Genomic DNA, 18886 nt, shown 5'->3' on the forward strand with positions numbered 1-18886 from the left:
TTTGACACACCTTACATTAAATTAAGTAGTAAACAAACATGATAGCAAAGGTCGCTCCGCTCAATAGCAGCGTGCTTCCGAACGTAATGGTTAAACCTTGTTTCTGAATGGTATTGGCAATTAAACCTGGCACGATGATGCCGATTCCTCGAAATTCTGCGATTTCAAATGGTACAATCGGGTATAGAGAATCAAACGCGATTTTCAGGACGATCCCTGTGATCAGCATGGCAGCGAATTTTCTGCGTCCGTACAAAATCATAAATTTGGATAAACCGTATTTCACAATGACATAAGTGAGCAAGCTCACTAGCAAAACGAGTAAAATAAAGACCGGCTGATTAAACACAAGTCCTAAATATCCCGGTACAACCAGTCCTGCCGGCACGATCCCTGTTTTTTCTGCAAAAATCAAACTGAGTAGTACACCTAAAATTAGTGCGATGTATAAATCTGATCCGAACATGTCTGCATTTCCTCCTAGCTTACGAGCTGCTTAACCTTGTATTCGTGGATTTTTTCAATTAAAGGCTCTGCGGCGCCATGAATATTGCCGACGCCATATATGACACGGTTGTGCATTCTTTTCTTTAACAATTCCATAATTTCTTCTGTTGACTTGTACTCTAGATCATGCAGTTTGTCTGCAGGAATTTTGCCTTCTTCATAGGCTTTTACGATCGGTTCTGTTGTTTCACCGATTAAGATCAGTTCACTTGCTTCAATATAAGGCAATACGTCATTTGCGAATTGCTGTGTCCGATCCACACGGTCTGCGCGGCAATTCATGATGATGATTGGATCATCGGTCGGGTAACCGATTTCTTTTACACGTTTCCATATATTCAAAGTAGAAGAAGCGTCGTTTGCGGCAAACCCATTAACAAAGTGCCCAGGCTCGCTCGGACTGATCAGCGGAAGAATTCTCATTGCTCCCGGATCTGGCGGCGCATTCAGCATTCCTTTAAACGCTGTTTCTTCGTCAATGCCGAGTGCTTGAGCCACACCCAGTGCCAGAGAAGCGTTATCAGGGAATACCATGTATTCAAATTTACGCAAATATTCATCTGTAATTTTTGAGTTATCAGCAATGATGACTTTTGTGTTTCGTTCTTTTGCTTTTTGTTTAAAGAACTCGGTATATTCACTATCTGTAATGACAAGATGCCCATTATAAGGAATAGTAGCAGTAAACGCTTCTGCAATTTCATCGAGCGTCGGCCCCATGACATCCATATGATCTTCTAAAACATTCACAATAACGCCGATATTGGCTTGCAGAAGTTCTTCCTGAAAGATGATTTGATAATCCGGATTAACAGCCATACATTCACTGACGATAGCGTTAGCTCCTCTTTCTACTGTTTCTTTCATCACTTCTTTTTGCTCTCCGATATTCGGCCCTTGAGGTTTCCGTTTAATCGGCTTTTCCTCCGGTGTGTCCCAGTAAATCATTCTTGCGTCTGTCCCTGTTGTTTTTCCAACAGTTTTGTAACCGGCTTCTATTAATATACCGGTTGTCAGCCTTGTCACTGTCGATTTTCCTCGGATGCCGTTAATATTCACTCGCACAGGGAGGGCATCAATGTTTTTTTGATGTCGTCGTTTTTCTAATATTCCGATGACCAGTATGACAGCACAGGCTATAATGAGTAACCACATTGCTTTTCGACATCTCCTTCTATATTGTTGTAAATTCATTCATCAGTATATAGAATCACTATGAATTCTCAATCGGCATTATGTAACATAATCTTCCCTAATCGACTAAGCCAAACTTCTCTTTTGAAAGAGATTTTGTACCTACAAACTGTTTTCTATTTTTGGAAAACAGCAGGACTTACACCTTATCTCTTTTTTTAAAAAGCAAAAGGAATGCGCTTACATTTCTCCCCTGATATCCTTCTGGACGTATAGTCACACCTTGGTGTTTGCATTTAATATGCATTTCAAATCAATCTTTTTTTCAGCCCGTGATATCAAGCTTTTCCTGCTACCATGCATGTTTCCGGTTCTTATGAACACAAAATATTTTTTCCTGTTTCTTAAGAACAAGGTCATAATGTCATCCTTTCTGCATGGAAGTGGAAAAATTAGTCCCATTCCAAAATGACTAATGGGGCTATCTATGAAAACGCTAAACATACGGGTCCGAATTCTCTAACATAATTAAACATTTTCTGGGCTGATAGTCTTTTCTGTTTCTCCTCATTTACAGGTCTAAACGCATGGCTTTGAAACAATTTTAATAAAACTTAATATTTGTTCATGAAATCTTCATCCAGAAATGTGAAGACTTTGTCAAAAAAAGAGTGAAAACCTTAAATTTCACAATTATATATACAATTTACAATAGATTTCTTTTGATATTTTTATTGCCAACTTCGGATTACTCATGATAATCTATCTATGTAAACGGTTACATAAACAAGGAGGAGCTGTTTTGGCTACAATTAAAGATGTCGCCGGAGCGGCGGGCGTTTCAGTTGCGACGGTTTCCCGCGTCCTGAATGACAACGGCTATGTACACGAAGAAACGCGAACGCGTGTCATAGCGGCGATGGAGAAGCTGAACTATTACCCGAATGAAGTCGCCAGATCTCTTTATAAGAGAGAATCCCGGCTGATCGGGCTTTTGCTCCCGGATATCACAAACCCTTTCTTCCCCCAGCTTGCCCGCGGTGCGGAGGATGAATTGAACCGGGAAGGCTATCGCCTTATTTTTGGAAACAGTGACGAGGAATTAAAAAAAGAACTTGAGTACCTTCAAACCTTTAAGCAAAATCATGTTGCAGGCATTATTGCCGCAACGAATTACCCGGATCTTGAGGAATATAGCGGCATGAATCACCCAGTCGTTTTTCTGGACAGAACACCTGAAGGCGCTCCTTCTGTGTCCAGTGACGGCTATATAGGAGGAAAATTAGCCGCCGAAGCCATCATTCACGGTAAAAGCCGGCGGATCACGCTCTTGAGAGGTCCTGCTCACCTGCCTACCGCTCAAGACCGCTTTAACGGCGCTTTGGAGATCTTACAGCAGGCTGAAGCTGATTTTCAGGTCATCGAGACGGCTTCATTTTCTTTTAAGGATGCACAATCGATGGCGAAGGAGCTGTTTGCCGCTTATCCTGAGACAGATGGTGTAATAGCGAGCAATGATATTCAAGCTGCTGCAGTTTTACATGAAGCTTTGCGGCTCAGAAGAAACGTTCCAGAAGACATTCAAATTATCGGCTATGATGATATTCCGCAAAGCGAGCTGCTGTTCCCGCCGCTGTCTACAATTAAACAGCCCGCATATGATATGGGAAAAGAAGCGGCCAAACTGCTTTTGCGTATCATCAAAAAACAGCCGCTGACAGAAACGGCGATTCAAATGCCTGTCACCTATATAAGAAGAAAGACGACAAGAAAGGAAGATCATGATGCGTAATATTTGTGTGATTGGAAGCTGTTCTATGGATTTGGTGGTCACCTCGGACAAACGCCCAAAGGCCGGAGAAACGGTTCTTGGCACGTCGTTTCAGACTGTGCCGGGCGGTAAAGGAGCAAATCAGGCCGTTGCTGCTGCCAGACTTGGCGCCCACGTGTTTATGGTCGGCAAGGTCGGAGATGATCATTATGGAATAGCCATTTTGGATAATTTAAAAGCAAACGGCGTTTGTACCGACTATATGGAACCGGTTACACACAAAGAAAGCGGAACCGCCCACATTGTGCTTGCTGAAGGTGATAACAGCATCGTCGTTGTCAAAGGTGCGAACGATGATATCACTCCATCATATGCGATAGACGCTCTTGATCAAATCGAAAAGGTCGATATGGTCCTGATTCAACAGGAAATCCCGGAAGAAACGGTTGATGAGGTGTGCAGATACTGCCATTCTCACGATATCCCGATCATGCTCAACCCGGCACCGGCCCGCCCGCTGAAACAAGAAACAATTGATCACGCCACCTATCTCACGCCGAATGAACACGAGGCATCGATCTTATTCCCTGGTCTTACCGTTTCTGAAGCCTTGGCGCTTTATCCAGCGAAGCTCTTTATTACGGAAGGAAAACAAGGCGTCCGCTATTCAGCCGGCAGCAAAGAGCGCCTCATCCCGTCCTTCCCCGTAGAACCCGTTGATACAACCGGAGCCGGTGATACGTTTAACGCAGGCTTTGCCGTGGCTCTGGCTGAAGGAAAAGACATTGAAGCCGCATTGCGGTTTGCCAATCGTGCTGCTTCCCTATCTGTCTGTTCCTTCGGCGCTCAAGGCGGAATGCCGACTAGAAAAGAAGTTGAGGAGCTGCTGTCATGAAAAAACACGGCATACTGAACAGCCATCTTGCCAAGCTTTTAGCCGACCTTGGCCACACTGATAAAATTGTCATCGCGGATGCAGGGCTGCCCGTTCCTGACGGTGTTTTGAAAATTGATCTTTCACTGAAGCCGGGTTTTCCGGCTTTCCAAGATACAGCTGCAGTGCTCGCGAACGAGATGGTCGTCGAAAAAGTCATTGCTGCAGCTGAAATAAAAGTATCTAATCAGGAGAATGCGAGATTTCTAGAGAACCTTTTTTCTGAACAGGAGATTGAATACCTTTCTCACGAGGAGTTTAAGCTGCTGACAAAAGAAGCAAAAGCCATTATAAGAACAGGTGAATTCACACCGTATGCCAACTGCATCCTGCAGGCGGGTGTGCTTTTCTAGAAAGGAGGATGGAACATGCAGATTGAAATGAAAGACATTCATAAAGCATTCGGAAAAAACCAAGTGCTGTCAGGTGTTTCCTTTCAGCTCGTGCCTGGTGAGGTTCACGCATTAATGGGAGAAAACGGCGCCGGCAAGTCCACGCTTATGAACATACTGACAGGCCTGCATAAATCGGATAAAGGGCAAATCCGCATAAATGGAAACGAAACGTACTTTTCCAATCCGAAAGAAGCGGAGCAGCATGGAATAGCCTTTATCCATCAGGAATTGAATATCTGGCCGGAAATGACCGTTCTTGAGAATCTATTTATCGGGAAAGAGATATCCTCTAAGCTAGGAGTTTTACAAACAAGAAAAATGAAAGCGCTAGCAAAAGAGCAATTTGACAAACTGTCTGTCTCTCTTTCTCTTGATCAAGAAGCCGGGGAGTGTTCCGTCGGTCAGCAGCAAATGATTGAAATTGCAAAAGCGCTCATGACAAATGCTGAGGTGATTATTATGGATGAGCCTACCGCCGCTTTGACGGAACGGGAAATCAGCAAGCTCTTTGAGGTCATTACAGCGTTAAAAAAGAATGGCGTATCCATTGTATACATTTCTCATCGGATGGAAGAAATTTTTGCGATTTGCGACAGAATCACCGTCATGCGTGACGGACAAACGGTAGATACAAACAACATCTCAGAAACCGATTTTGATGAAGTCGTCAAAAAAATGGTCGGACGCGAGCTGACTGAACGATATCCAAAGCGCATTCCTTCTCTCGGCGACAAAATACTCGAGGTGAAAAACGCCTCCGTCAAAGGACGTTTTGAAGATGTTAGCTTTTACATTCGTTCCGGTGAAATCGTCGGTGTCTCCGGATTGATGGGAGCCGGCCGGACAGAAATCATGAGAGCGCTGTTCGGCGTTGACAGGCTGGACTCGGGTGAGATATGGATCGCTGGAAAAAAGACAGCCATTAAGAACCCGCAGGATGCGGTGAAAAAAGGGCTCGGTTTTATCACAGAGAACCGCAAAGATGAAGGGCTGCTGCTCGACACCTCAATTCGCGAGAATATTGCGTTGCCCAATCTGTCCAGCTTTTCTCCAAAGGGTCTCATTGATCACAAGCGGGAAGCTGAGTTTGTCGATCTTTTAATCAAACGCCTCACTATCAAAACGGCCTCATCGGAAACGCACGCACGCCATCTATCAGGAGGCAACCAGCAAAAAGTGGTGATTGCCAAGTGGATCGGGATCGGACCGAAAGTGCTTATTTTGGATGAGCCAACCAGAGGTGTTGATGTTGGCGCGAAACGGGAGATTTATTCGCTGATGAATGAGCTGACTGAGCGCGGTGTCGCCATCATTATGGTGTCATCAGAGCTGCCTGAAATTCTCGGGATGAGCGATCGCATTATCGTTGTCCATGAAGGCAGAATCAGCGGGGAAATCGATGCGCAGGAAGCAACACAAGAACGAATTATGACACTTGCCACGGGAGGGCGGTAATATGAAAACGGAACAACTGCAAACAGAACAAAAACGGATTCACTTCGACGGAGTCATGCAAAAACTCGGCCCGTTTCTCGGTTTATTTATTCTCGTTATCATTGTATCTATTTTAAATCCCAGCTTTCTTGAACCGCTGAATATTTTAAACCTGCTTCGCCAGGTCGCCATTAACGGATTAATCGCGTTCGGCATGACCTTTGTGATTTTAACAGGCGGCATTGATCTTTCTGTCGGCGCTATTCTTGCCCTATCCAGCGCTTTAGTTGCGGGGATGATTGTATCCGGTGTCGATCCGGTTCTCGCGATCATCCTTGGCTGTATCATTGGTGCCGTACTCGGGATGATCAACGGACTATTGATCACAAAAGGAAAAATGGCGCCCTTTATCGCTACGCTTGCGACCATGACTGTATTTCGCGGGCTGACGCTTGTGTATACAGACGGAAATCCGATTACCGGACTTGGCACAAACTACGCTTTTCAGCTGTTCGGACGCGGTTACTTTTTAGGGATTCCTGTACCGGCGATTACGATGGTTCTTGCCTTTGTCATCCTTTGGGTGCTTCTTCATAAAACACCGTTCGGCCGCCGAACGTACGCAATCGGAGGCAATGAAAAAGCCGCGTTCATTTCAGGCATTAAAGTGACGCGCGTGAAAGTGATGATCTATTCTTTAGCCGGGCTTTTATCCGCTCTTGCCGGTGCGATATTGACTTCCCGTCTGCATTCAGCACAGCCGACTGCCGGAGAATCGTACGAACTGGATGCTATCGCGGCGGTCGTCTTAGGCGGAACAAGTCTTTCCGGCGGCCGCGGTCGCATTATCGGTACGTTAATCGGGGTGCTGATCATCGGCACACTGAATAACGGGCTCAACCTGCTTGGCGTCTCATCGTTTTATCAGCTGGTTGTCAAAGGGATTGTCATCTTAATTGCGGTATTATTAGATCGCAAAAAGTCAGCATAGGAGGTTTTTTCACATGAAAAAGGCTGTATCCGTCATTTTAACGTTATCATTGTTTTTATTAGCTGCCTGTTCGCTTGAGCCCCCCCAATGGGCGAAGCCGACAAATTCAGGCAACAAAAAGGAATTCACCATCGGCTTGTCCGTCTCAACGCTTAATAATCCCTTTTTTGTCTCATTAAAAAAGGGCATCGAAAAAGAAGCTAAAAAACGGGGAATGAAAGTTATCATTGTCGATGCACAAAATGATTCATCGAAACAGACGAGTGATGTGGAAGACTTAATTCAGCAAGGTGTAGATGCATTGTTAATCAACCCGACTGATTCTTCGGCGATCTCAACGGCAGTACAATCTGCAAACGCAGTCGGTGTGCCCGTCGTAACAATCGATCGTTCCGCCGAACAAGGAAAAGTTGAAACCCTCGTTGCTTCCGATAATGTAAAAGGCGGTGAAATGGCTGCTGAATTTATTGCTGACAAACTTGGAAAAGGTGCAAAGGTGGCAGAGCTTGAAGGCGTGCCCGGCGCATCTGCCACACGGGAACGGGGCTCAGGATTTCATAACATCGCAGATCAAGAGCTCGACGTTGTCACAAAACAATCAGCCGACTTTGACCGCACCAAAGGCCTGACTGTCATGGAAAACCTGTTGCAGGGACATCCGGATATCCAAGCTGTTTTTGCTCACAATGATGAAATGGCGCTCGGTGCTCTTGAGGCAATTAACAGCACAGGAAAAGATATTTTAGTGATTGGTTTTGACGGCAATAAAGATGCGCTCGCTTCCATTAAAGATGGAAAGCTCTCAGCCACCGTCGCTCAGCAGCCTGAATTGATCGGTAAACTGGCTACAGAAGCAGCAGATGACATTTTGCACGGAAAAAAAGTGAAAAAATCAATATCCGCACCTCTCAAACTAGAAACACAAAAATAACTGCCACGGATCAGATTTTTATCTGATCCTTTTTGATGTTTAGGAATCTGTGAAAACGTGAATAGGGATATAGAGTGAGTTATTTCTCTTACGTGAGGAGAGGAACGAAATGAACAAAACAACAAAAATACTATCAACTTTAGCACTTGCAGCTGGAATGACTGCTGCTTCTACAGGGGGCGCAAACACGATCCATGCACAACAGCCAGAAACAACGGTAAGCATTGATGATTTATACAGTTATCCGATTGATTCTTATTTGGTGTCAGCAGAGGCGTTACATGTCAGAACGAAGGCTTCCGCATCAAGCCAGAAAGCCGATACGCTGCACTTGGGCGACAGCTTAAAACTGATTTCCTTCGCAAACGCTGACTGGGCAAAGGTTCATTATAAAAACGGCAAAACAGGCTTTGTCTCCACTCATTACATTGTAAAAGCAGCTACAACAGTAAAAACCAAAACAAAAACGAAAGTATATACATCCGCTGAAGGAAAAAGCATCAAGACTCTTCCAGCAGAGACAAGCGTTTCTTTTTTAGGCTGGAGTAAAACGAAAAAAGGCGGTTTTGATTTTGATCGGGTATTCGTTGATTACGGCGGTGCGACAGGTTATATGAAAACAAAGGACTTACACATGACAAAATAACTGAAAGGGATTCCGTGTTTATGCGGAATCCCTTTTATCGTGGATTGAATTGTCACATCCCCGCGATATTTCTCAGGAAATATTGTCGTATGCCGTGTCGAAACCATACATGATCATCGACATTTTTGTTCACGTTAAAAATGGAGGTGTAAATATGGATCAATTCGAAGCAGCATATGAATCGTATAAAGCCAGGCAAACAACTGCCGATCAGGAGGATGTTCCATCTGGAAAAGAAGAAATTATTGCAGTCAGAAGAAATGAGGAAGACAATATTATCGCAGTAAAAACGAACACAGGAAGAGAGCTCGACTATCCCACTGCGCTGTCAGAAGCAAAAGCAGGAAAGCTCGCTCATGTTGATGTCTTCCATAAATACGGGCGTGACATTTTACGAAGTGAACCGGACGGTTTAAAGGAAAATAACCTGTCCGAGCTGCCGGACTTTTAATCATGAAAAAGCCCTGCCGCATGCCGGACAGGGCTTTCTTTTAAGCGAAAGGCTTCTGGATGTATTCGGCTAACCGTTTTGCACTGAGAGAGATATCCTCTGCAGTTGCATCATTCACGCCATAGAACACATATGGTGGCAGGTATTTCATGCCGATCAGATTACTCGTGGCCTGAAATGGTTTCAAAAGCTCACTGATCGAGTAATGATTTGCTCCGCCCGCCTGATATTTTTCCGCTTCGCTCCCTGTTGATACAGCCAGCATCAGCTCCTTGCCGTGCAAGGCGTTTCCTTCTGAACCAAAGGCCCAGCCGTAAGTCAGCACAAGATCCTGCCATTTTTTTAAGAGCGGCGGAGAGCTGTACCAATAAAACGGAAATTGGAAGACAATCCGGTCGTATTGCTCGCACAGCTGCTGCTCCTTCGCAACATCTATCGCTTCATTCGGGTATTCTTTATAAAGCTCCCGTACTGTGATATTGTCATGTTGACTCAATTCCTCTGTCCATGCCTTATTCACAACTGAGGTTTCCATATGAGGATGAACTGCCAAAACCAATATTTTCATCAGACCACACCTTTACCCTTTTGACGTTATTTTATCTAAAATCAGGAAAAGAGCCAAATAAAAAGAAAGCCCTGCACAAAAGGGCTTTCTTTTGTTCTTTATTCAGGGCTTCCTTCAGTTGTTTCGATATCTTTAGCAAAATCAGGATTATCCAAATTCGCATTAAAGAAATCCGCTGTATTCGGAAGTCTGAGATTCATGTTCATTTTTTGAGAAATCGTAACCGTGCAATCCTCAAGCACATAGTCAAAAACGTGTCCGCCTGAATTGCGTCCTTCGTCAATAAAGTGCAGGTGATAACCAGAAACGGCGATTCCGTTTGCATAAGCTGGTGTTAAGAAACCTACGATCGTTCCTCTCACGTTGTCGAAGTTGAAAATCGGCTGCGTTTTGACCGCTTCAACCATCGGCACGTAAGGTTTTTCTTGCAGTTCTACCGTTCTTGTCTGCACTTTTTTAAACAATCCGTCAATGCGGATAGCGTAAAATAAGTTTTTGCTTGGCAGAATGCTGTTGATCTCTTTTTCAAACTCTTCACGTGTCATTTTCGCATCAATTTTGTGCGTCATGTCCGGTGTAAAGAATGTAAATGAACAGAACGGAGAAAGGTCCCCGTTTTGGACCGGTGTCGCAGTTCCATCTGAACGAAGACGGTAAAATTCGCCGTCAAACCCAATCAGCTCTCCGTCAAGCTTGTTAAAGGTTCCGATACCGAAGTCTCCGTATTTTGGGATCTCTGACAGTTCAAAATCCCCGTCATATACCCCGTCTAATAGAGAAGTCATTGTTGATACTTGATAAATCTGGCTCACAGGCTGATCTTTTTGGCCGCGGCTGAGCACTTGAATGTTGCTTTCGCGTTTCATAATTCCCTTCACTCCTTTTGTTTAGTGCTGTTCATCAAACAGTGTCGTGATGCGCAGAGTGCTAGAGAGCTTTCGTTTTCATAAGTTCCCCGAATTCTTTCGGAAGCTTGTCACTTGCTAAATTAACGTTATCACTGTAGTCAACCGGGACATCAATGATGACAGGCCCCTCAGCGTTCATGCCTTGACGCAGAACATCTGCCAGCTGGTCTGGTGATTCTACGCGTAAGCCAGTTGCTCCGAAGCTTTCCGCGTATTTCACGATATCGATATTTCCGAAATCGACCGCAGATGTACGATTATATTTTTTCAATTGCTGGAATGCAACCATGTCATATGTGCTGTCGTTCCATACAATGTGTACAATTGGTGCTTTTAAACGAACTGCTGTCTCTAATTCCATAGCTGAGAATAAGAAACCGCCATCACCGGAGACTGATACTACTTTTTCTCCCGGTTTCACCAATGAAGCGCCGATTGCCCAAGGAAGCGCAACGCCGAGTGTTTGCATACCGTTACTAATCATTAATGTTAACGGCTCGTAGCTGCGGAAATAACGTGACATCCAAATCGCGTGTGAACCGATATCGCAAGTCACTGTAACATGATCATCGACTGCGTTTCGCAATTCTTTAACGATTTCAAGAGGATGCACTCTGTCTGATTTCCAATCTGCAGGCACCTGCTCACCCTCATGCATATATTGTTTTAAATCAGAAAGGATCTTCTGCTCACGTTCCGCAAAGTCTACTTTCACAGCATCGTGTTCGATATGATTGATCGTAGATGGAATATCACCGATCAGTTCAAGATCCGGCTGGTAAGCATGATCAATGTCAGCCAGAATCTCGTCTAAATGGATGATCGTCCGGTCTCCATTGACATTCCAGAATTTCGGATCATATTCAATTGGGTCATAGCCGATTGTCAGAACAACATCAGCCTGCTCAAGCAGCAGATCGCCAGGCTGGTTGCGGAATAAACCGATCCGGCCAAAATACTGATCCTCTAAATCTCTCGTAAGAGTACCGGCAGCTTGATATGTTTCAACGAATGGAAGCTGCACTTTTTTCAATAGCTTGCGAACCGCTTTAATCGCTTCCGGTCTTCCGCCCTTCATGCCGACTAAAACGACAGGAAGTTTTGCTGTTTGAATTTTTGCAATGGCCATACTGATTGCGTCATCTGCTGCGGGACCAAGTTTTGGCGCTGCGACAGCACGTACGTTTTTTGTATTTGTGACTTCATTCACAACATCTTGCGGAAAACTCACAAAAGCGGCCCCAGCCTGCCCTGCTGACGCTATCCTAAACGCATTTGTAACAGCTTCCGGTATATTTTTTACATCTTGAACTTCTACACTGTATTTTGTAATCGGCTGGAATAGCGCCGCATTATCCAAAGATTGATGTGTCCGTTTTAAACGATCTGCACGGATCACGTTCCCAGCAAGCGCAACGACAGGGTCACCTTCAGTGTTTGCTGTCAGCAGTCCTGTTGCCAAGTTCGAAGCACCTGGTCCTGATGTGACTAACACGACTCCCGGTTTTCCAGTTAAACGGCCGACTGCTTGCGCCATAAATGCTGCATTTTGTTCATGCCGGGCAACGATAATTTCAGGCCCTTTATCTTGTAAAGCGTCAAATACCGCATCAATTTTTGCACCTGGAATGCCAAATACATGTGTGACACCTTGCTCCGCTAAGCAATCAACAACAAGCTCCGCCCCTCTGCTTTTCACAAGGGATTTTTGTTCTTTTGTTGCTTTTGTCAACACCCTCACTCCTTATTATGCATTTTAAACATAAAATTTTAAATATTTCTTGTGATATGTTTCACTATACACTCTTTGGAAATTGACCTCCAATATCGATTCGCCTTATGATTAATATGTATTACGAATTATTAACCTATGGAAAGGAATGCATATTGAATGGAGCTTCGCCATCTTCAATACTTTATCGCAGTAGCCGAAGAGCTTCATTTCGGAAAAGCTGCGCGGCGGCTGAACATGACACAGCCTCCTCTCAGCCAGCAGATCAAACAGCTGGAAGAAGAAGTCGGGGTGACGCTTCTGAAGAGGACAAAACGATTTGTCGAGCTAACGGCGGCCGGCGAAATCTTTTTAAATCACTGCCGATCAGCTTTGATGCAAATTGGCCAAGGAATTGAACTCGCCCAGCGGACGGCTCGCGGCGAACATGGCCATCTTGTTATAGGTTTTGTCGGATCAGCTACATATGAATTTCTGCCGCCGATCATCCGGGAATACCGTAAAAAATTCCCCTCTGTGAAAATTGAACTGAAAGAAATCGCTTCTTACCGGCAGCAGGAGGAATTGCTCAAGGGAAATATCGATATCGGCATTCTCCATCCGCCGTTAGAGCATCCAGAGCTGCAAATAGAGACAACCCAGAGCAGTCCATGCATCCTCGCATTGCCGAAACAGCATCCGCTTGCCTTAAAAGAATCTATTGACATTACAGATTTGGAAAAGGAACCGATCATCACCCTATCCAAAGAAGCGTGGCCTACGCTATATACCGACTTTATTCAACTCTGTGAAGACGCAGGTTTTGTGCCGAATATCGTTCAAGAAGCGACAGAATATCAAATGGTGATCGGGCTGGTGACAGCGGGCATCGGCATTACCATTGTCCCATCCTCTGCAAGACGGCTGTTTAACCTGGATGTCACATATCGCAGCGTTGATCATTTTCAACTCAAAGCAGAATGGATCATCGCATATCGAAAAGACAGCCAAAACCCTGTACTGAGGCAATTTGTGGATATATCCAAATCGTTAAATGAACGGAAATAAAAAAGGCGCTCCGTTCTCCGGAATCCGCCCGTTTATCGTCAGGATAAAAGATAAAGCTCACTTTTGAGGTAATCAGCTCTTTTTATTATATATTCGCAAATCACATCCGGCTCACGGTCAAAACGCTCAATATCGTTCTTTTTATATGGGTCCATCAGGACAAACGGTCTAATCTGCTCATATATCGCCATTATTTTCGGTTTCATATATTCTATTGTAAAAAGAGATTGGAGCGTTTTTTCTAACAGTTGCTTGTAAGACTTGCGAAAATCGGGTTCATCCAAAATCCGGGCGGTTAGTGTATTAAATCCTTGAATTCTTACATAATCGGCAGCCATCCGCTCCCCATGGATATCCCTGCCCCAAGTCGCATCATAATCCCAAGGAATCACCTCAAATAATCCGGTTTCACTGCTTCTGTACAACGAGTAGTTGTGGACAAATCCGTCATAGTTTGAGGTGAATACAATGCCGGCGAGCCAGCGCAAATACTTATCGACATCCACATGCTTTGTCACTTCAGATTTAAACTGGGCTTTAGGGACAGTATTAATTTTAAAAATCATATCCTGTAAATAAAAATCGTCTTCCTCAGTCCCAGTCTTCTTTTCATATCCAAGCTCAAGCGACGTCTTCGTTTCCCTTTCCAAATCGCTCATCAGAGAGAAATTAGCATCATCATCAACCGCGTAAAAAACCGCCCCGTCCGCCAACTTCTTTTTCGCTAAATAAAATTCATCGACGGATTCAAGTTCAAGATAAACCCCTTCATTCTTCCCATTCACCTTTAAAAACACAAACTCTGCCTTTGGAGACAGCGTCCCAAGCTCTGAGAAAAAATCCAATGACAATTTGTTTCTCATCATGGAAGGATCTTTATATTCTGCATTCAGGTGAACCTCGCGGGCGCCGCGGAATGTTTTCGGCTGATAAAAGGAAATATGGTATGACTTCTTTTTGAAGTCTCTAATATGTGATCCCCGGTAAGCAATATCAATATCCAGCCTTTTTTGATTTACCTTCATGACAGCCGGCACCGGATCATCGTCCCATATATCTTTTTTTAATTCACGCAAATCTTTTGGATGAACAAACAGCTGATAAAGCGGCAAATTGGATTGATTCTTCATCCATATTCCCCCTCACAAATTTTAGGCTTTTATTTTTGTGTGATCTCAGCGGAACACTTATACACTTTTTAAAACTGCGCGTACTATGAGGGTAATAAGGATCTTCGTCCTTAAAATCACTTTTAAAAGGAGGATTTCAAATTGGGCCACTATTCCCATTCTGACATCAAAGAAGCGGTGAAATCCGCAAAAAAAGAAGGTTTAAAAGATTATTTATACCAAGAGCCTCATGGAAAAAAACGCAGCCATAAAAAGTCGCACCGCTCTCACAAAAAATCTCGCAGCCACAAAAAATCATACTGCTCTCACAAAAAATCTCGCAGCCACAAAAAATCATACTGCTCTCACAAAAAATCTCGCAGCTACAAAAAGTCATACTGCTCTCACAAAAAATCTCGCAGCTACAAAAAATCATATTGCTCTCACAAGAAATCTCGCAGCTACAAAAAGTCATACTGTTCTCACAAAAAATCTCGCAGCTACAAAAAATCATACTGTTCTCACAAAAAATCTCGCAGCTACAAAAAATCTTACCGTTCTTACAAAAAATATCGCAGCTATAAGAAATCATGCCGCACACACAAAAAATCATATTGTTCCCATAAGAAAAAATCCCATAAAAAGTACTACAAAAAACCGCATCACCACCATCACTACAAAAAAGAGGATGATTATCACAGCAAAAAAGAATTCTGGAAAGACGGCAATTGCTGGGTAGTCAAAAAGAAATACAAATAATCTAAGATTTCATTTTCAATAGGCTGCCGGCAGATGTACGGAAGCCTATTTTTACATTTCCCCTGTATTAGATATATGTCATGACATAACATATGCAACCCACATCATTTGGTTTCCTTGAAACCATTTCGTTATAATCAAGGTATCCTACGATAAAGGCGGTTGTTGCTATGTACATATTTCAAGCGGATCAGCTTAGTGCCAAGGACACATACAAGCTATTGTCGGGTGCTGTCATCCCCCGTCCCATTGCATTTGTAACCACCCTTTCGTCAAGCGGAGCGGTAAATGCAGCGCCTTTCAGTTTTTATAACGTTGTCAGCTCAGATCCTCCGCTTCTCAGTGTTTCTGTTAACAGGGCTGGAGGACGCCAAAAAGATACAGCCCGAAACGCAGTGGAGAACGGAGAATTTGTCGTTCATGTCAGTGATGAAGCCATCATTGAAGACATCAATGAAACGGCGGCAAGCTTAGATCCTGACGAAAGCGAGCTCACACGTACCTCGCTTCATCCCATCGAAAGCAAAACTGTTTCAGTTCCCGGCATTAAAGAAGCACGCATCCGCTTTGAATGTACATTAGAGCGGCATATGACGTTCGACAATGACCAAGGCGTCACTACAGCGGATCTGCTTATCGGGAGAGTCGTCTGCTTCCACCTCGATGAAAAGGTGTATGATGCAGAAAAAGGCTATGTTTTGACAGATGAATTAAAGCCTGCCTCAAGATTGGCGGGTAACCACTATGCGAAGCTCGGTGAAGAATTTACGCTGATTCGTCCCAGCTGAACAGAAGGACTATTTAAATAGAAGAAACTAGTCAAAAAGACCTTATAATCACAAAAAATCATGAAGAAAAATATAGTTAAAAGAACACCCGGAGAAAACCCGGGTGTTCTTTTATGAAACATTTTTCCTTTTCCCGCCGTATATAGATTAGGAGGGATTGGAATGACAAACTTTTGGATATTAATGCTGGTCGCTATTACCATCAGCACTGCTTCTCAATTTTATATAAAGAAAAAATTTGGTATTGATAAATCCGGCTGGCGGTATAAGCATGTCAGCAATACACACAAATGGACCGAAATCATTTTACTTATTGTATTTGTGTTTTCACTCTCCTTTTTCCCAGTTGAATATATGCTTCTATTATTTTTTATTGTGATTGACTTACTTCGTATTTTTATGGAATGGAATTATAGACCTGAAGATAAACAGTATATGTACCATATGATAGAGGTCTCCCTCATGTCTGCCCTTTTGATTTATATTTGTCTCCTCTAGTTATTCAAACCCCCACTGCCGCTCCGTCTCCCCGCGGGTCGGCTCCGCCTTGGAGAAAGCCTTCCTCATCAACTTTGATTGCTGCTGCGTGTCCCATCAGCGGATCATAGTCACCGACAACCTCCACGAGATGTCCGCTGTCTTTCAGCTTTTCAATGGTTTCCTTTGTGAATCTGCCCTCGACTCTAAGACCTTCATATTCCTCTCCCCACGTTCTGCCCCATACCCAGCGCGGTTCACTGATTGCTTGCTGAGGATGCATTCCGTAGTCCAGCATTCGGGTAATCATGGCCGTCTGGGTCTGCGGCTGGCCTTCGCCGCCTTGTGTGCCGTAGAGGACTTTCGGTTTTCCGTCTTTGCAGGCCATAGCCGGCATCAGCGTATGGAAGCTGCGCTTTCTCGGTTCAAGCGTATTGACATGATTTTTATCCAATGAGAAAAATGACCCCCGGTTTTGCAGTAATATGCCTGTATCACCAGCAGTGACTGCCGAGCCAAATTCAAAGTACAGGCTTTGAATGAAAGAAACTGCGTTGCCATCCGCATCGATGACGGCCGCATATGCAGTATCACTTCCTACTGGCCTGCTTTCCGCCGGTTCTGCCAAATAGCCGATTTCTTCCGCCAATTGTTTCGCATAACTTTTGTCCAAAAGCCTTTCAAGCGGGATGTCCGCAAATGCCGGATCAGTCAGGACGGCATTCCGATCTAGGAAACTCTTTTTCAATGCCTCCACAAGTACGTGATAATACTCAAATGAACCGTGTTCGATTTGGGTGAAATCATAGTTTTCCAGAATGTTCAATGTTAATAAACCAGTAAATCCCTGAGAATTTGGCGGCGCCTGGTACACACTGTACCCTCGGTAATCACTTGAGACAGGCTCCGCCCACTCGCCCCGATGTGCTTTAAAATCATCGAGTGTCATGTAGCTGCCGTTATGCTGTAAATACGAGACAATCCGCTGAGCAATATCTCCTTCATAGAATGCACTTCTTCCTTTTTCGGCAATCATGTTCAAACTCTCTGCAAGCTCTTTTTGCACAAACCGCTCGCCCGGGACAGGCGCTTTTCCGCATCTCGTGAAGATGTCGGCCGTGTAAGGCGTGGAGGCCAGCAGTTCAAGGTTCGTTTCTGTGTGACGGCACTGATCAGCTGATACTGGAAAACCATTTTCGGCATAGTCGCGAGCGGGCTCCAACACGTCTGCAAGGGACATACGTCCGTACTTCTTCAGTACCGCATCCCAGCTATCAACCATCCCCGGAACGGTAATGGCACTGTCGATTCCCCTTAGCGGAATCGCGCTTTTTCCCTTATATACATCTCTCGTTACATTTTTTCCTGAACGGCCGCTGCCATTGTAGACTCTTACCGACTTTGTTTCCTGATGAAAGGTCAGCCAAAAGGAATCCCCGCCAAGCCCCGTCATATGCGGATACACAACTGCCAGACAAGCACTCACAGCAACGGCGGCGTCAAACGCGTTTCCTCCCTTGTCCAGTATTCGGTTTCCGGCTTGAGAAGCAAGATAATGCGGACTGACGACCATTTGTTTTGTACCGATGATAGATTTGTTCATTACAAGTCCCCTTTATCAAGAGATTTTCTTCAGTATAGAGAGCTTGATTTTTCACATCTACTCACTCGACAGAAAAGCTGACGAACTTTCTCCATTTCGCAAACAGAAAAACACTTTTTTATTCATTTTGAAAGCAACTGAAAAAATTATCATTCGAAACGTAACTTTTATGATAAAATGAAGTCTAAAAGGCTTACGAAAGCAGGTGGAGCAAATGAGCAACGAATACCAAATCCCCAACCTTGTACTTGATGAGATCGACAAACAAATCCTCACCATTTTGCATGAAGAAGGAAGAATTTCTTATACGGATCTTGGCAAGAGAGTCGATTTATCAAGGGTTGCCGTCCAAGCTCGGATCAATCAGCTCATTGAAGCAGGCGTCATTGAAAAATTCACAGCGGTCATCAATCCCGCTAAAATCGGCAACCATGTATCCGTGTTTTTCAATGTCGAGGTAGAGCCGCAATTTTTAGAAGAGGTCGCTCTCAAGCTTGAGGAAGAGGCTGCGGTCACCAGCCTTTATCACATGACAGGCCCGAGCAAGCTGCATATGCATGGGATCTTTGCCAACGATCAAGAAATGGAAGAGTTTTTAACAAAACGGCTGTATCCGCTTCGAGGCGTCGTCAGTGTTGATTGCCAGATGCTGATCAAACGATACAAAAGCCGTATGGGAATGAAGCTGTAAAGGAGAGAAA

At 44.2% G+C, this 18886-nt stretch carries 20 protein-coding genes; 13 read left to right on the top strand and 7 right to left on the bottom strand.

What is annotated here, in order from left to right; all coding sequences use genetic code 11:
- Positions 1-16: 16 nt before the first annotated feature.
- Together pgsC and pgsB are read right to left on the bottom strand one after the other, a co-directional pair.
- The gene (pgsC, locus tag Q5C82_RS01045) at positions 17-466 is read right to left on the bottom strand and encodes a poly-gamma-glutamate biosynthesis protein PgsC (RefSeq protein WP_003219594.1); all 450 of its coding nucleotides are present in this window, start codon (positions 464-466) and stop codon (positions 17-19) included.
- 14 nt (positions 467-480) lie between these two features.
- Positions 481-1662, bottom strand: a complete 1182-nt coding sequence (gene pgsB, locus Q5C82_RS01050; RefSeq protein WP_003219593.1) for a poly-gamma-glutamate synthase PgsB — start codon at positions 1660-1662, stop codon at positions 481-483.
- 781 nt (positions 1663-2443) lie between these two features.
- Here pgsB and Q5C82_RS01055 point away from each other — a divergent pair.
- From Q5C82_RS01055 to Q5C82_RS01090, 8 genes are all read left to right on the top strand, one after another.
- On the top strand, positions 2444-3433 hold the full coding sequence (locus tag Q5C82_RS01055) for a LacI family DNA-binding transcriptional regulator (protein ID WP_003219589.1): 990 nt from the start codon (positions 2444-2446) through the stop codon (positions 3431-3433).
- The gene (gene rbsK / locus Q5C82_RS01060) at positions 3426-4307 is read left to right on the top strand and encodes a ribokinase (protein WP_003219587.1); all 882 of its coding nucleotides are present in this window, start codon (positions 3426-3428) and stop codon (positions 4305-4307) included. Before Q5C82_RS01055 ends, rbsK begins: the two co-directional genes overlap by 8 nt.
- The gene (rbsD, locus tag Q5C82_RS01065) at positions 4304-4699 is read left to right on the top strand and encodes a D-ribose pyranase (protein WP_003219585.1); all 396 of its coding nucleotides are present in this window, start codon (positions 4304-4306) and stop codon (positions 4697-4699) included. Before rbsK ends, rbsD begins: the two co-directional genes overlap by 4 nt.
- 15 nt (positions 4700-4714) lie before the next feature.
- Positions 4715-6196 (top strand): ribose ABC transporter ATP-binding protein RbsA, encoded by a 1482-nt coding sequence (rbsA, locus tag Q5C82_RS01070; protein ID WP_003219583.1) that lies wholly within the window; start codon positions 4715-4717, stop codon positions 6194-6196.
- Between the two features lies 1 nt (position 6197).
- Entirely contained in the window at positions 6198-7166 is a 969-nt protein-coding gene (gene rbsC, locus Q5C82_RS01075; RefSeq protein ID WP_003219581.1) for a ribose ABC transporter permease RbsC, read from the top strand.
- Between the two features lie 13 nt (positions 7167-7179).
- Positions 7180-8097 (top strand): ribose ABC transporter substrate-binding protein RbsB, encoded by a 918-nt coding sequence (gene rbsB, locus Q5C82_RS01080; RefSeq protein ID WP_003219579.1) that lies wholly within the window; start codon positions 7180-7182, stop codon positions 8095-8097.
- Positions 8098-8206: 109 nt separating this feature from the next.
- On the top strand, positions 8207-8743 hold the full coding sequence (locus tag Q5C82_RS01085; protein WP_003219576.1) for an SH3 domain-containing protein: 537 nt from the start codon (positions 8207-8209) through the stop codon (positions 8741-8743).
- A gap of 154 nt (positions 8744-8897) precedes the next feature.
- Positions 8898-9194 carry a DUF3892 domain-containing protein gene (locus Q5C82_RS01090; protein WP_003219574.1) on the top strand — a complete coding sequence of 99 codons (297 nt, stop codon included), beginning with the start codon at positions 8898-8900 and terminating at the stop codon, positions 9192-9194.
- Positions 9195-9234: 40 nt separating this feature from the next.
- Here Q5C82_RS01090 and Q5C82_RS01095 read toward each other — a convergent pair whose 3' ends face one another.
- The 3 genes from Q5C82_RS01095 to alsS form a co-directional block, all read right to left on the bottom strand.
- On the bottom strand, positions 9235-9762 hold the full coding sequence (locus tag Q5C82_RS01095; protein WP_003219573.1) for an NAD(P)H-dependent oxidoreductase: 528 nt from the start codon (positions 9760-9762) through the stop codon (positions 9235-9237).
- A 98-nt stretch (positions 9763-9860) separates the two neighbouring features.
- Positions 9861-10628, bottom strand: coding sequence for an acetolactate decarboxylase (gene budA, locus Q5C82_RS01100; RefSeq protein ID WP_003219571.1), 768 nt, complete (start codon positions 10626-10628; stop codon positions 9861-9863).
- 61 nt (positions 10629-10689) lie between these two features.
- Positions 10690-12402, bottom strand: a complete 1713-nt coding sequence (gene alsS / locus Q5C82_RS01105; RefSeq protein ID WP_003219569.1) for an acetolactate synthase AlsS — start codon at positions 12400-12402, stop codon at positions 10690-10692.
- A 159-nt stretch (positions 12403-12561) separates the two neighbouring features.
- On the opposite strand from alsS, the gene alsR reads away from it, so the two are divergent.
- Positions 12562-13449 (top strand): acetoin biosynthesis transcriptional regulator AlsR, encoded by an 888-nt coding sequence (gene alsR / locus Q5C82_RS01110; RefSeq protein ID WP_003219567.1) that lies wholly within the window; start codon positions 12562-12564, stop codon positions 13447-13449.
- A gap of 38 nt (positions 13450-13487) precedes the next feature.
- Here the strand turns inward: alsR and cotH are convergent, their stop codons facing one another.
- On the bottom strand, positions 13488-14579 hold the full coding sequence (gene cotH, locus Q5C82_RS01115; protein WP_003219565.1) for a spore coat protein CotH: 1092 nt from the start codon (positions 14577-14579) through the stop codon (positions 13488-13490).
- Positions 14580-14720: 141 nt separating this feature from the next.
- Here cotH and Q5C82_RS01120 point away from each other — a divergent pair, with 141 nt between their 5' ends.
- The 3 genes from Q5C82_RS01120 to Q5C82_RS01130 all read left to right on the top strand — a co-directional run bounded on the left by Q5C82_RS01120 (position 14721) and on the right by Q5C82_RS01130 (position 16603).
- A complete protein-coding gene (locus Q5C82_RS01120; protein ID WP_013308061.1) occupies positions 14721-15317 on the top strand; it encodes a hypothetical protein in 597 nt (198 codons plus the stop codon).
- 170 nt (positions 15318-15487) lie between these two features.
- Positions 15488-16105 (top strand): flavin reductase family protein, encoded by a 618-nt coding sequence (locus tag Q5C82_RS01125; protein ID WP_003221723.1) that lies wholly within the window; start codon positions 15488-15490, stop codon positions 16103-16105.
- Between the two features lie 162 nt (positions 16106-16267).
- Positions 16268-16603, top strand: a complete 336-nt coding sequence (locus tag Q5C82_RS01130) for a DUF4181 domain-containing protein (RefSeq protein ID WP_003221724.1) — start codon at positions 16268-16270, stop codon at positions 16601-16603.
- A gap of 4 nt (positions 16604-16607) precedes the next feature.
- Here the strand turns inward: Q5C82_RS01130 and ggt are convergent, their stop codons facing one another.
- Positions 16608-18185, bottom strand: coding sequence for a gamma-glutamyltransferase (ggt, locus tag Q5C82_RS01135; protein WP_003221729.1), 1578 nt, complete (start codon positions 18183-18185; stop codon positions 16608-16610).
- 214 nt (positions 18186-18399) lie between these two features.
- Between ggt and chrS the strand changes: the two genes are divergently transcribed.
- Entirely contained in the window at positions 18400-18876 is a 477-nt protein-coding gene (chrS, locus tag Q5C82_RS01140; RefSeq protein ID WP_003221731.1) for a chromate efflux transcriptional regulator ChrS, read from the top strand.
- The last annotated feature ends 10 nt before the right edge of the window (positions 18877-18886 follow it).

Origin of the sequence: uncultured Bacillus sp. (assembly GCF_958411575.1) — a bacterium.
In the GTDB taxonomy this organism is placed as follows: Bacteria; Bacillota; Bacilli; order Bacillales; family Bacillaceae; genus Bacillus; species Bacillus spizizenii.